Here is a 12,620-nt window from a genome sequence, read left to right as displayed (position 1 = left end):
AAGTTAAATTTGTAACATTTTCAAATTGATTTACTTTTTTGATTTTATTCAAATACCCTATCTTTGCCAAAAATTTAAACATATGAATCCTTTACAGACTATAATTGAACAAGCTTGGGAAAACAGAGCTTTATTACAAGAAACAACAACTACTGATGCTATCAGAGAAGTTATCGCATTACTTGATGCAGGAAAATTGCGTGTTGCGGAACCTGTTGGTGAAGGTTGGCAGGTAAATGAATGGGTAAAAAAAGCAGTTGTTATGTATTTTCCTATTCAAAAAATGGAAACTTGGGAAGCAGGAATTTTTGAATACCACGACAAAATGGAATTGAAAAAAGATTATGCTGAAAAAGGAGTTCGTGTAGTTCCCGGAGCTTCTGCCCGTTACGGTTCATTCATTTCCAGTGGAGTAATTATGATGCCTAGCTATGTAAATATTGGAGCTTATGTTGATGCAGGTACAATGGTAGATACTTGGGCTACAGTAGGAAGCTGTGCTCAAATTGGCAAAGATGTTCACTTAAGTGGTGGTGTTGGTATTGGCGGAGTTTTAGAGCCATTGCAAGCTGCTCCTGTTATTATTGAAGATGGTGCTTTTGTAGGTTCTCGTTGTATAGTAGTAGAAGGAGTTCACGTAGGTAAAGAAGCTGTTTTAGGAGCAAATGTATGTTTGACAGCCTCAACAAAAATTATTGATGTTACCGGTGAAACTCCTGTAGAAATGAAAGGATTTGTTCCTGCTCGTTCAGTAGTAATTCCAGGAAGTTATACTAAAAAATTCGCTGCCGGTGAATTTCAGGTTCCATGTGCTTTGATTATTGGTACACGTAAACCGTCTACAGATTTAAAAACTTCTTTAAATAATGCATTACGTGAATATGATGTAGCCGTTTAATTAAATTCCAAATATTTTAAATTCCAAATTCCAAATTATCGATTGGAATTTGGAATTTTTTATTTTAAAACTAATTCGTAATTGGTTTTTTTTCCTTCAATTTGTACTCTCCTAAAAAGATTCAATTTCTATATGAAGATACTTGTAATTCAACAAAAGATGATTGGTGATGTGCTTGCAAGCTCAACCATTTGCAATACATTAAAAAATGAATATCCAAACGCACAAATAGATTATCTGATTTACCCGTTTACGAATCCTGTTGTTGAAAACAATCCAAATATTGATAATATTATACTTTTTACGGATAAAGTTAAAAACAGTAAAATTGAATTTTTAAAATTTTGCCTTGAAATTAGAAAATCTAAATATGATATTATTATAGATGCGTACGGAAAACTTGAAAGCAATATGATTGTTGCTTTTTCGGGAGCTAAAACCAAAATTGGTTTTTATAAGTCATATACTAATTTAATTTACAGCGATACTGTCAGGGAACTTTCTGTGCCAAAAACAACTGCAGGATTGGCGCTTGAAAACAGGATGCTTTTATTACAGCCATTCTCTTTAAAAAAACCATTAAAAAATAAACCTGAAATCTTTCTGAAAGAATCTGAAATTGAAAATGGAAAACAAATTTTAATCGAAAACAAAATTGATTTTTCAAAAAAAATATACATGATTGGTGTTTTAGGAAGTGGAAAAACTAAAACGTATCCAAGCAAGTATATGGCTGAGTTGTTAGATAAAATTGTGTCAGATACGAACGCTACACTGTTATTCAATTATATTCCGTCCCAATTAAAAGAAGCTCAGGAAATTTTTGACTTATGTAAGCCGGTCACACAACAAAATATCAAAATAGATATTGTTCCCAAAACCATCAGGGAATTTTTATCGATTACCTATCATTGTGATGCTTTGATTGGTAATGAAGGCGGAGCCGTAAATATGGCCAAAGCATTAAACAAACCAACATTTACTATTTTTTCGACCTGGATAAAAAAAGAAGCCTGGAATAGTTTTGATGATGGAATAAAAAATGTTTCTGTGCACTTAAAAGACTTCAAACCTGAAATATACGGTACAAAAACAGCAAAAGAAATGAAAAACGAGGCTATGAAATTATATCAGGCTTTTACCCCTGATTTAATAATTCCTAGTTTAGAAAAGTATTTAAAAGCTAATTAGAATCTATTCCAATAGCTGTTTTAACGACCTTATTTTTTTTTGTATTCTCTCTGATTGCGAAATTTTTCTTCCAGGTTGCCTCATTTACATATCCCCTGGCATGGTCTAAATGTACCACTATGGCACTGTAGCGAATTTGTTTTGACTTAAGTCCTGTATTAAAAAGCCTTTCTCCCAGTTCCCTGTCTTGGCCACCATATTGCATTTCCTGATTAAATCCGTTGATAAAAACCAAATCTTCTTTCCAGCCAGATGCATTGTGACCATTCCATGTAGCCTTTGTAGGCGTTATAAAATTTAGAAATTTTGCCAGAAAACCTGTTGCTGTCAGTTTAGAATTTTTAAATGATTTTTTTAAACCTTTTTTTACAAGCCATTTTGCATCAAAACAATTTTGCTCTAAAATATCATTTTTGGTAATTGCTTTTGAAATATCCATCGGAAGCATAAAATAACCTCCCGAAAGAAAATATCCTTTTTCTCTGTGATGCAAATGCGTTTCGACAAAATCTTTTCTTGGAATACAGTCACCATCTGTAAAAATAAGATAATCAGAATTGGAAGCCATTATCGCTTTATTCAAAATTTGAGATTTTTGAAAACCATTATCTTCCTGCCAAACATGTATCAATGGCATCGAAATCTGAGTTCTTAGTGCATTTAACAATTCTTTGGTTTTTGGCTTTGAGCCGTCATCAGCAACGATAATTTCGAAATTGGTTTCGGTTTGTACACTTAATCCCCAAATGACCTTTTCAAGCCATTCTTCAGCATTATAAGTACTCATTATTACAGATGCTTTCATATTCTAATATATTGAATCCTTAAATAATCTATTTATGCTTGTCTCAGTTAACTAAGACTTCCAAAATTTAAGTTTCTTCTTAAGTCTTTTTTTTCTATTAAATTCTTCTTGAAAATTACTGGTAAACTGCCACATTTTATCAAAAATATCAGCTTCATTTTTTTCAGTATAAAACTTTGAATATTCATTGCTCATTACAGTAATCATTTCTTTTTTGGGTGTTAACCTGCTAAAATTATTCATCCTTTGTTCGAAAGTCATAGTATCATGAAAATTCATTCGGTTCAAATCAACCAGAAAAAATTCATATTTATTTTCAACAGTTTTTTTTATCAGTGTATTTCCGGGAGAATGATCTAAAAATTCGACCCCTTTTTCATGCAAATCAAAAGTGAATCTGGTAAATTGTCTCAAAATATTATTATGATCAGGATAATCAGGGGTCCTGACCAATTCCCTGTACGTCAATTCGGTTACTAAATGTTCACTCACATAATAACTGTCTTTTAAGCCTAAGAAATTATAGTTTTCAAAAAAAGCAATTGGTTCTGGTGTCCCAATACCTTTTTCCAGTAAAATCACAGCATATTCAAATGAACGTTTTGCTTTCGATTTTCTAAAGTATTTATAAGCAATTTTATTAATGATATTAGGAATTTTAAACGACTTGATATTGATTGTTTTTTGACCAAGTTCAAATAACTTTATCTTATTTCGGTTACCGTCGCCAAACAAAATTCCATTTGAATCGAAACTTTGAACGATAGATAACAAAGCTTTTTTTTGCTTTAGATAATTAGAGTGAATCTTTATTTGCATTAATACAGTAGTAAGTGAAAACAAAAGTAATCATTGCATTTTATTAATCCAATATTAGCTTTACATTTACAAAATTTTATTTTTATGGAAAAAACTATTTTTATTGAATCTCATAACATAAAAAACAGGGAAACCGGACTGGGAACATTTAATTATGAATTAATAAAAGGCTTATCGGAACTAAACTTCGATAACTGTAAAATAATTTTAAATACAGTAAATCAAAAGCTTTTACAGGAAGAGTTTGGAGATAAATTCGATTATCATAAATATAACAGCCTTTCCAGACATTGGATTTTCAGAACCCGTAAAAAACATGACTTATGGCACTCTGTAAATCAGAATACAAAAATAGAACCATTTAGATATAATAATTATTTACTTACGGTTCATGATGTAAATTTTACCGAAGAAATTTCTTCAAACATGAATCACAAGGTAAATAAACTCTTTCGTAAAAAATTAGAAAAATCTACCGCCATTACCTATATATCTGAGTTTGCAAAACAACAGACACATTCCTATTTTAATGTACCCAATGTTCCTGAGTATGTAATTCATAACGGGAATCCAATTTCTAAAATTTTAAATACCGATTTGTATAAAGCAAATGTTCCAACAAACAAGCCTTTTTTTTATTGCATTGGAGATTTTATAGAACGCAAAAACTATGGTTCTATCATTAACATGATGCAATTAATGACAAATTTCAATTTAATAATCTCAGGCAATCATAATAAAAAATACGGTGAAGAAATAAAAGATTTGATTATTAAAAAAGGACTTCAAAACCAGGTTTTTTTAACTGGAAAAGTGACTGAGCAAGGAAAACAGTTTTTTATGAAAAGCTGCACTGCATTTTTATTTCCATCCATAAGAGAAGGATTTGGATTACCTCCAATTGAAGCGATGAGTTTTGGCAAGCCCGTATTTTTATCGAACAGAACTTCTTTACCGGAAATTGGCGGTGACTCTTCTTATTACTGGACCGATTTTGATCCTGAATATATGCAGATTATATTAACTAATGGTTTAAATCATTTTTACAATAATCAACAAGAAAATGAAGTTTTAGTTAAAAAAAGAGCATCAGGTTTCGATTGGAAAATTGCTGCGGCGCAGTATTTTGATATTTATCAAAAAATCCTGATTTAATGTTATATTATTGTAAGAAGAACTACATTTACAACCAATATTTATTTGCTCATTATTGTTGTTACAAAATAATTAAAGTATGCATATAAGCATGACTCTACAGCATAAATATTTCATAATTAATACTTTATGGTAATAAAAATATTAAACATCACATCCATAACCGAATTAAGAGGAGGTGATGCTCAAATGTATACTATTTATAATCTTTTAAAGGATAAAAACGATTTAAAACAATATATCTTATGTCCTGAGAACTCAGTGTTGGCAACAATTTGTAAAAAAGACAATGCAAACTATTTTACTTATAAAAAAAATAAGTTTAAACTTTTTAATCTTACGATTGCCATTGTGAAAATCTGTAACAGAGAATCTATATCCGTAATACACATTCATGATTCTTCAGCATTAAATGCAGGATTGATAGCTATGAAATTTATACATAATTCGGTTTCATTAATATTAAGCAGAAAAAGAAATAATAAAATAAAAAATAAATTCTTAAACAGGTACAAATATTCCCATTCAAGTATTCAAAAAATTATATGTGTATCAAAAGCCGTTGAAGCTATTTTTGACAACATTATCCCCAATAAAAAACATTTATTAACTATTTATGATTCTATTGATGTTGAAAAATTTGCTTCAAAAGCTAGTAAGAACCTTTTACATGACGAATTTGGCTTTTCATCCGACACAAAAATTATTGGAAATATAGCGGGTTTGACTCATCAAAAAGATATTTATACGTTTATTGATACAGCAAAAAAAATCAAATCAAAAAGCAATCTTAGCTTTCCCTTAAAATTTGTCATAATTGGGGATGGTCCGCTAAAAAATGATTTAATTACTTATGCAAAAGAAAATGATTTAGAAAAAGACATCTATTTTACAGGCTTTAGAAATAATGTCTCTGATTTATTGCCTGAATTTGATATTTTCCTGATCACCTCAATAACAGAAGGATTACCCTTGACTATTTACGAAGCATTTGCATCACGGATCCCTGTTGTAGCTACCAAAGCAGGCGGAATACCCGAAATTATAATAAATGGAGAAACTGGTTTTTTAGCTGAATTAAAAGATAGTGAAACCCTTTCTGAGGCAGTTTTTGAAATTTTAAGAAACTCAGCTCTAGAAGAAAAAATAAAAACAAATGCATACACAATAGTCAAAGAAAACCATGACTTAAACGTTATGAAACAACAATATTATAATTTTTATAAATCATTGTTTTAAACATTAAAATCAATATTAAAAACTATTGAAATCCAATTATTTATATGGTACTTTTTTAGAAGTTCCGGCGGAAGTTCTATATTAGGAGTATCAAAAAAATCTTTTGGAACATGATAGTCATCTTCAGTAATTACAAAAATATTGTTCGGATTATAAAAATCATAAGTTATAATATCCTGATTATTTGTGATTATTTTTTTTCTGTATCCTAAAGCTTCAAAAACCCGAAAACTCAGCCCATGTTGGTTTTTCTTTTGAATATCGACTAAAACTAAACTCTCGGCTATAATACTTTTTACTTCAGATATGGATAAATACCGATCAGAAATTTCAATTAAATCATGAATAAAAAGTTTGTCTTTTTTGACAATAAACCGAAAAGAGACTTGAATTTCTTTTAAATATTTTGCCAGATTTTCTAAAAACGAAAATCTTTTATCATAAGAAGAAATATTAAAAGCCAGATTAGCAATTGGTCTTTTTTCAATTTCATCATCGTAAATATAATTGGTCAGAAATGTAAAATTATATTTTTCTGCATCTTTTTTATCATAACTGTAAACGATATCGAAATAACTTAATGTTTTTTTCTGATCTTTAAAATTCTCAATACCGTCAAACAAATAACAAATTAGTTGTTCTGTATTTTCCCTTAAACACAATAACGCGGACTTTGAAATTTTATCAGGTCTGATAATCAGAATCTGATCAAACGGATTTTTCTTCGAAAATACATTTCTAATATAATTTGTTCTGTTTATTTCCTTCAAACCCGGAAAGGAAAAAATTTTTCTGAACGCATTTCCAATTCTTGAAAGTTTATTTTTATATGAAAAAGGTATAGAATCAATATTGATATAAACTAAATCAACATTTTCTACAGCATTTAATTTATTAGCCAAATAGCCAACATAACCAAATGAATGAGTAGTAACGATTGCAATTCTTTTAGTTTTTGTCATTATTAATTGTCTTTATAAATATTTAAAAAAATAGATAAGTTTATGAAATTGACACTCCAATTAATTAAACAAATTCAAAATTTTAGATTCAATAGTACTGACAGAAAATGGTTCAATAGCTTTTTCAGCATCAGCACTTAGTTTTTTCCAGAGTGTTTCGTTTTCATAAATTGCAATTATATTATCAACGATTTCTTGTTTGGTATTTCCAACAATAACTTTAGTATTTTCGTCAAAATCAAATCCTTCTGCACCAATATCAGTAGTAACCAATGGTAGTCCATATTCTAAACTCTGACCAATTTTACCTTTTATCCCTGCACCATAACGCAAAGGAGCTATAAAAACCTTTGAATTTAAAAAATATGGAGCCACATCCTCAACATATCCTAATATTCTGAATTGTTCTGAATCTAATTGTTGGATTGTCGCTGGCACATTGCTGCCAATAATTGTTAATGAAATATCCGGTTTGCTTTTCCATAATAATGGCATAATTTCTTCATGCAGAAAGTATACAGCATCAATATTAGGTTTATGATCAAATCCGCCAATAAACAATAAATCTTTACGCTCCTGAAAACTATTAAATTGAAAATTTTTAATGTATTGATGAATATTTCCTATAGCAACTGTCTTATCATCATTATCAAAATATGTTTTCAGGTTTTGCTTTTCAATATCCGAAATAACAATAATTTTATCTGCTTTTTTACAATTATCCAACTCCAGCTTTAAATATTGATTTGCTTTTTTCATGGTTTCAGCATTACCCGTCAGCTCAGATTCTCTTTTGAATCTTAAGTAATGAAAATCGACCATATCAAAAAATATTTTAGCCTGAGGATTATGTTTTTTTACCTCGGGATAATATTTTTCAAAAATTTCAGGTCGGTGCAGCCAGGCAAAATTTACCTGAGGAAGAACCATTTTTAGAAACTCATTCTTTGTTACCAGATTTTCAAAATTATCTAATGCCGGCTCATAAACTACTGCACCTAATTCTTTAAAATAAGAAACATACTCTAATTTATATCGATATTCTTTAAAATCAGCCAATAAAAAAACGCCTGTTTTATTTTTAATAAGCAACTTTATAATTTCTGTCAGTCTTCTGGAACCTGAATCTTTATTATGCTCCGGTATTTTAGTATCAATAATCAAAACATTGTTTTTATATTTAGGCTCATTGATAAAATTGATATGTTTATTTTCTTTTTTAAGTTTTTGAGTCAATAGTTTTAGCCTAAAATATAACTTGATTGATTTATACATTTTATCTGATTTAAATAATAAGAATTCACCTCAAAGTAACTATTTTAGAACACATAAAACTATAAAATATTCCATTTTTTTTCATAAAAAAGAAGCATTTGTCAAAATTTATATTCATCTATAGTTATTACAAACCCCCATAATTCCTCGCATTATTTATATATTTGTAAAAATTTTAGAATTTAAATTCAGAAAATGAACGAAGAAATAATCAATGCTTACGAAGTAATCAAAGAAGGCGGAATCATTCTTTATCCCACAGATACAGTTTGGGGGATTGGTTGTGATGCTACAAATCCTGAAGCTGTTGCTAAAATATATAAACTAAAGCAGCGTGCTGAAACCCAAAGCATGATTGTATTGATGAATGGCGAAAAAATGATGTATAATGTCTTCAAAAATATACCGGAAGTAGCCTGGCAAATTTTAGATTTATCTGAAAAGCCTACTACTTTGATTTTAGACCAACCCAGAAATGTGGCGCCAAACATCATTGCTGCCGATAATTCACTTGGAGTCCGCTTGGTAAAAGAACCTTTTTGCTTTAAATTATTAGAGCGAATGAAGAAGCCTTTAGTTTCAACTTCGGCAAATATTTCAGGACAGCCTACTCCAATAGCTTTTAAAGATATTAATCCGGAAATTATAAAAGGTGTTGATTATGTCGTAAAATTAAATCAGGACAAAGTAGCCGGAAAACCATCAACCATCATAAAATTAACTAATGATTCGCAGGTAAAGGTAATTCGTAAGTAAAAAACGGCTTCGACTTCGCTCAGAATAACATGTTTATCCTAAGCGAAGTCGAAAGAATTAAACACTAAATTCCTGAATCTTTGCTACTTTGAGCTTTTAAACCTTAAATCGTTTTCAGGCTCTCAATAAGCCAGTCTATATCCTCTTTTGTGTTGTAATGGCTGAATGAAACTCGGAGGTTGGGCAATTTTAAGTCTTCTTCCGAAAGAATTTCCTTCAGGACATGTGAAGGTTTGATGCTTCCGGACTGACATGCGCTTCCTCTGGAAACGGCAATTCCTTTCATGTCTAAACTAAACAATAACATTGAAGTTTTATCCTGCGAAAAAGGTAAAATTATATTGATGATATTATAAAAATCTTCTTTTTTTCCAACGATTCTAAAATCCGGAAAATTAATTTCCAATTGGTTTATCAAATACATTTTCAAGCCAGAAATGTATTTTCTTTCCTGATCTAAATTTTCGCACGAAAGTGTCAAAGCTTTTGCCATTCCGGCAATTTGATGAACAGCTTCGGTTCCGGCACGAAGTCCTTTTTCCTGTTCTCCGCCAAAAAGTAATGGCTGTAATCCTGAATTTTTTCGGATAAAAGCGAAACCCACTCCTTTCGGCCCGTGAAATTTATGAGCACTCGCTACAATAAAATCAACCGGAGTCCTTTGCAGATCAACTTCAGTTTTCCCAACAGATTGCACCGTATCCGAATGAAACAGGGCATCATATTGCTTGCAAATAACACCTGCTCTTTCCAGATCCAAAATAGTTCCTGTTTCATTATTTACATGCATGAGGCTCACTAATGTCTTTTTCTCTTCAGCCAATAAGTTCGATAAATGTGTCAAATCGATCGTTCCATCAGGATTTATATTCACATAATCAACCTGAATATTATAATCCGACTCTAAAGCCAAAACAGGATATAAAACCGCATGATGTTCTATTTTGGAAGTAATGATTCGCACTACTTTGAGATCTTCTATTGCAGAACGAAGAATCCAGTTATCTGCTTCTGTACCACCGGAAGTAAAAATAATTTCTTGTGCCGTACAGTTTAAATGCTTAGCAATGCTTTTTCTGGAAAGCTCCAAAATAGTTTTTGCATTTCTGCCAAAACTATGTGTAGAGGACGGATTACCAAAATCATCTGCCATAATTTTTGTCATTTCCTGAATAACTTCAGATCGCATGGCAGTTGTAGAAGCGTTATCGAGGTATACTTTTTTCATTCCGGCAAAGTTATAAAATATCAATTGTCAATTCTTAAATATCATTTGCAAAATTTTTCACTATTTTTGACTCAAATAAAAATACGATGAAAAAATACGCAAGCCTCCTTTTATTCGCCCTTTTGTTAAATGGATGCGATGACGGTGATTTAACCGTTGAAACTTTTGATTTTAGCGCAGTTGCTCCTGACTACTGTGACGATACTTACCAATTGCTTTATAAAATAAAAAATCAGGAAAGTTTATTATTGCAACTACCCGAAGAAACATTTGTAAACCAGGTAACTCCGGCAGGAAGCCCTGTTATTCTTAACATTGACAGCAGCCATAAACTATTTTACAGAACCTATGACGGAACTGTTTTAAAAGCCAATATTTGTGATGCAATAAGACCTGCAACCCCAAATGTAACTGATGAATGGAATGCTACAAGCGGACAAATAGAAATTAGCACAACTGTAAACTATACGGTTAATGAAACAGAAAACAGCACCAGAATATCAGGATACACTCATAATATTGCTTTTAAAAACCTGACCTATTCTAAACCTTCAGGAGAACAAGTAGGGCCAAATTTTGTTTTTGGTAATATTGTAACGCCTGCTGTTGGGTTAAATTTAACTTTTAAAGAAGCTGCAGAACAATGCAGTACTTCCAAACAAGTTTATAATTACAGTACAGGGAATGGTACATCCTTAACAATTGATAATATAGATGCTAATCTGATTGTAAATGAAGTTACCGCTCCAAACAGCCCAAGAACAGCTCTGATTACTTCGACTACTAATAAAGTTGCTTATAAGGTTTATGAGGGTGTTCTTACCAGCTCTTATTTCTGTAATACAACAACTCCAACCTCTCCTGCTGTTGCTCAGATATGGAACGGTGAAAATGGTGTTGCCGGTCAAAGTGGCATTATTGAAGTCGTTACCGCAACATTGGGCCCGAACATTTTTACACATACAATTACGTTGAAAAATGTAGTTTTAAATAATGGAAATACCAGCTTTAAACTAGGAAACAGCTTTTTATTAGGAATCGTAACAGTCGATACTAATTAAAATTAATTCCTACAAAAAAGCATCCCTTTTTTTACACTGATTTATTAAAAAATGAATGTAAAAAAAGGGATGCTTTTTTATGTCTATATTGATTTTTTCAGACTTGCAAATTCTATTATTTATTGTTTTGCCTAAAATAAACTTCTGTAGCACCTAAGCCATATTTTTGATAATTGGCATCCTGAAAATCTATTCCTTCATAACGTCCTAATAAAAAATCCAATTCGGATTTTAAAATTCCTTCGCCGACTCCGTGAATAAAAACAATCTTAGGAATGCGATTCCGAATAGCAAATTCGATATGTCTTTTTGCCGTCTCTGTTTGTAAATTTAAAATGTCATAATTTGACATTCCGCGTTTGTTAGGAACCAGTTTTTCAATATGCAAATCAAATTCAGGAGCCGAAATTTCACGTTTATCTTTACGTTCTTTTACAAAACTCCTTGGTTTTGGCTCGGCTTTCTCTTTTGAAACTTCATCTAAATTAATTCTTTTAATAGAATTCATTAAATTACTGGAATCATGAATTTTAAGCAATTCATTGACAAAAAATGTCATCATAAATCCATCTTCAGTTTCAATCAAAACTTCATTGTTTTTAACCGAAACTACGACTCCGTTTATGGCTTCGTCCAAAACAGAAACCTTATCTCCTTTACTCAACATCTTCTTCTTCTTCTTTATCTTGATTTTTACTCGGTGTTTTTGCACTCAGCTGCATCATTCCAAACATAAAAACTACAATTGCAACAACTGTAATGTAGATGTTTTTTTCTGCTGAAACCTGCTCATATAACGCAACTGAAATAGCAAGAATCATTATTAAAATTTTAAAAGTTTTCATATCTTTAATAGTAAGACTTCAAAAGTAAGAAACTTTAAAATAGTACTTCTTACCTTTTAAATATTATCAGATATTTTTTGTAAAATTGTAAAAAACAAAACCTGTGGATTTAGAAAAATTTATGCTGCCCTGCCTATTCAAAACGCTCTTCGGAATTGAGTGTTTGGGATGTGGTTTTCAGCGTGCTTTATTCTTACTTTTTCAGGGCCAGTTTCTGGCTGCTTTCAAGATGTATCCCGCACTTTATTCTACCCTTTTATTTTTAGGTTTTATAGCATTGTACTTTTTAGACAAATCAAAAAACTACACCAAATTGCTTTGGATTTCCGGAACCATAAACGGTATTTTTATGGTTGTCGGATATTGGTATAAACACTTTTAAATTT

At 30.9% G+C, this 12,620-nt stretch carries 14 protein-coding genes; 7 read left to right on the top strand and 7 right to left on the bottom strand.

Going from position 1 to position 12,620, the window contains the following annotated elements; genetic code table 11:
• Positions 1 to 82: 82 nt before the first annotated feature.
• Together ACEN92_RS00930 and ACEN92_RS00925 are read left to right on the top strand one after the other, a co-directional pair.
• A complete protein-coding gene (locus ACEN92_RS00930; protein ID WP_495640496.1) occupies positions 83 to 898 on the top strand; it encodes a 2,3,4,5-tetrahydropyridine-2,6-dicarboxylate N-succinyltransferase in 816 nt (271 codons plus the stop codon).
• A gap of 132 nt (positions 899 to 1,030) precedes the next feature.
• The gene (locus ACEN92_RS00925) at positions 1,031 to 2,089 is read left to right on the top strand and encodes a glycosyltransferase family 9 protein (protein ID WP_495640495.1); all 1,059 of its coding nucleotides are present in this window, start codon (positions 1,031 to 1,033) and stop codon (positions 2,087 to 2,089) included.
• Here the strand turns inward: ACEN92_RS00925 and ACEN92_RS00920 are convergent.
• Together ACEN92_RS00920 and ACEN92_RS00915 are read right to left on the bottom strand one after the other, a co-directional pair.
• A complete protein-coding gene (locus ACEN92_RS00920) occupies positions 2,082 to 2,894 on the bottom strand; it encodes a glycosyltransferase family 2 protein (protein ID WP_495640494.1) in 813 nt (270 codons plus the stop codon). The genes ACEN92_RS00925 and ACEN92_RS00920 overlap by 8 nt on opposite strands.
• 51 nt (positions 2,895 to 2,945) lie before the next feature.
• Positions 2,946 to 3,713 carry a lipopolysaccharide kinase InaA family protein gene (locus ACEN92_RS00915; RefSeq protein ID WP_495640493.1) on the bottom strand — a complete coding sequence of 256 codons (768 nt, stop codon included), beginning with the start codon at positions 3,711 to 3,713 and terminating at the stop codon, positions 2,946 to 2,948.
• Positions 3,714 to 3,797: 84 nt separating this feature from the next.
• Between ACEN92_RS00915 and ACEN92_RS00910 the strand changes: the two genes are divergently transcribed.
• Both ACEN92_RS00910 and ACEN92_RS00905 read left to right on the top strand, forming a co-directional pair.
• Positions 3,798 to 4,868 carry a glycosyltransferase family 4 protein gene (locus ACEN92_RS00910; RefSeq protein WP_495640492.1) on the top strand — a complete coding sequence of 357 codons (1,071 nt, stop codon included), beginning with the start codon at positions 3,798 to 3,800 and terminating at the stop codon, positions 4,866 to 4,868.
• A gap of 351 nt (positions 4,869 to 5,219) precedes the next feature.
• On the top strand, positions 5,220 to 6,107 hold the full coding sequence (locus tag ACEN92_RS00905) for a glycosyltransferase family 4 protein (protein WP_495640491.1): 888 nt from the start codon (positions 5,220 to 5,222) through the stop codon (positions 6,105 to 6,107).
• Here ACEN92_RS00905 and ACEN92_RS00900 read toward each other — a convergent pair.
• Positions 6,104 to 7,069, bottom strand: a complete 966-nt coding sequence (locus ACEN92_RS00900) for a WaaS/CpsH family glycosyltransferase (protein ID WP_495640490.1) — start codon at positions 7,067 to 7,069, stop codon at positions 6,104 to 6,106. The genes ACEN92_RS00905 and ACEN92_RS00900 overlap by 4 nt on opposite strands.
• A gap of 60 nt (positions 7,070 to 7,129) precedes the next feature.
• Positions 7,130 to 8,344, bottom strand: a complete 1,215-nt coding sequence (locus tag ACEN92_RS00895; RefSeq protein ID WP_495640489.1) for a glycosyltransferase — start codon at positions 8,342 to 8,344, stop codon at positions 7,130 to 7,132.
• Positions 8,345 to 8,539: 195 nt separating this feature from the next.
• On the opposite strand from ACEN92_RS00895, the gene ACEN92_RS00890 reads away from it, so the two are divergent.
• A complete protein-coding gene (locus ACEN92_RS00890; protein ID WP_495640488.1) occupies positions 8,540 to 9,100 on the top strand; it encodes an L-threonylcarbamoyladenylate synthase in 561 nt (186 codons plus the stop codon).
• A 103-nt stretch (positions 9,101 to 9,203) separates the two neighbouring features.
• Here ACEN92_RS00890 and ACEN92_RS00885 read toward each other — a convergent pair whose 3' ends face one another.
• Positions 9,204 to 10,328, bottom strand: coding sequence for a cysteine desulfurase family protein (locus ACEN92_RS00885; RefSeq protein WP_495640487.1), 1,125 nt, complete (start codon positions 10,326 to 10,328; stop codon positions 9,204 to 9,206).
• An 86-nt stretch (positions 10,329 to 10,414) separates the two neighbouring features.
• Here ACEN92_RS00885 and ACEN92_RS00880 point away from each other — a divergent pair, with 86 nt between their 5' ends.
• Positions 10,415 to 11,389 (top strand): hypothetical protein, encoded by a 975-nt coding sequence (locus ACEN92_RS00880; protein WP_495640486.1) that lies wholly within the window; start codon positions 10,415 to 10,417, stop codon positions 11,387 to 11,389.
• A gap of 115 nt (positions 11,390 to 11,504) precedes the next feature.
• On the opposite strand, the gene ACEN92_RS00875 is transcribed toward ACEN92_RS00880, so the two are convergent.
• Complete coding sequence (locus ACEN92_RS00875; RefSeq protein WP_495640485.1) at positions 11,505 to 12,056, bottom strand: DUF8465 domain-containing protein; 552 nt, start codon at positions 12,054 to 12,056, stop codon at positions 11,505 to 11,507.
• Positions 12,046 to 12,234 carry a hypothetical protein gene (locus ACEN92_RS00870; RefSeq protein ID WP_495640484.1) on the bottom strand — a complete coding sequence of 63 codons (189 nt, stop codon included), beginning with the start codon at positions 12,232 to 12,234 and terminating at the stop codon, positions 12,046 to 12,048. The genes ACEN92_RS00875 and ACEN92_RS00870 overlap by 11 nt, the downstream gene beginning before the upstream one ends.
• A gap of 103 nt (positions 12,235 to 12,337) precedes the next feature.
• Between ACEN92_RS00870 and ACEN92_RS00865 the strand changes: the two genes are divergently transcribed.
• Positions 12,338 to 12,616 carry a DUF2752 domain-containing protein gene (locus ACEN92_RS00865; protein ID WP_495640483.1) on the top strand — a complete coding sequence of 93 codons (279 nt, stop codon included), beginning with the start codon at positions 12,338 to 12,340 and terminating at the stop codon, positions 12,614 to 12,616.
• Positions 12,617 to 12,620: the final 4 nt, after the last annotated feature.

It is taken from the genome of Flavobacterium sp. Flavsp81, assembly GCF_059491325.1.
This window is presented reverse-complemented; position numbering and strand designations above follow the sequence as displayed.

Coding starts and splice junctions, on each gene's coding strand:
- ACEN92_RS00930 (WP_495640496.1), top strand. CDS start 83: ATGAATCCTTTACAGACTATAATTGAACAAGCTTGGGAAAACAGAGCT.
- ACEN92_RS00925 (WP_495640495.1), top strand. CDS start 1,031: ATGAAGATACTTGTAATTCAACAAAAGATGATTGGTGATGTGCTTGCA.
- ACEN92_RS00920 (WP_495640494.1), bottom strand. CDS start 2,894: ATGAAAGCATCTGTAATAATGAGTACTTATAATGCTGAAGAATGGCTT.
- ACEN92_RS00915 (WP_495640493.1), bottom strand. CDS start 3,713: ATGCAAATAAAGATTCACTCTAATTATCTAAAGCAAAAAAAAGCTTTG.
- ACEN92_RS00910 (WP_495640492.1), top strand. CDS start 3,798: ATGGAAAAAACTATTTTTATTGAATCTCATAACATAAAAAACAGGGAA.
- ACEN92_RS00900 (WP_495640490.1), bottom strand. CDS start 7,069: ATGACAAAAACTAAAAGAATTGCAATCGTTACTACTCATTCATTTGGT.
- ACEN92_RS00895 (WP_495640489.1), bottom strand. CDS start 8,344: ATGTATAAATCAATCAAGTTATATTTTAGGCTAAAACTATTGACTCAA.
- ACEN92_RS00890 (WP_495640488.1), top strand. CDS start 8,540: ATGAACGAAGAAATAATCAATGCTTACGAAGTAATCAAAGAAGGCGGA.
- ACEN92_RS00885 (WP_495640487.1), bottom strand. CDS start 10,328: ATGAAAAAAGTATACCTCGATAACGCTTCTACAACTGCCATGCGATCT.
- ACEN92_RS00880 (WP_495640486.1), top strand. CDS start 10,415: ATGAAAAAATACGCAAGCCTCCTTTTATTCGCCCTTTTGTTAAATGGA.
- ACEN92_RS00875 (WP_495640485.1), bottom strand. CDS start 12,056: ATGTTGAGTAAAGGAGATAAGGTTTCTGTTTTGGACGAAGCCATAAAC.
- ACEN92_RS00870 (WP_495640484.1), bottom strand. CDS start 12,234: ATGAAAACTTTTAAAATTTTAATAATGATTCTTGCTATTTCAGTTGCG.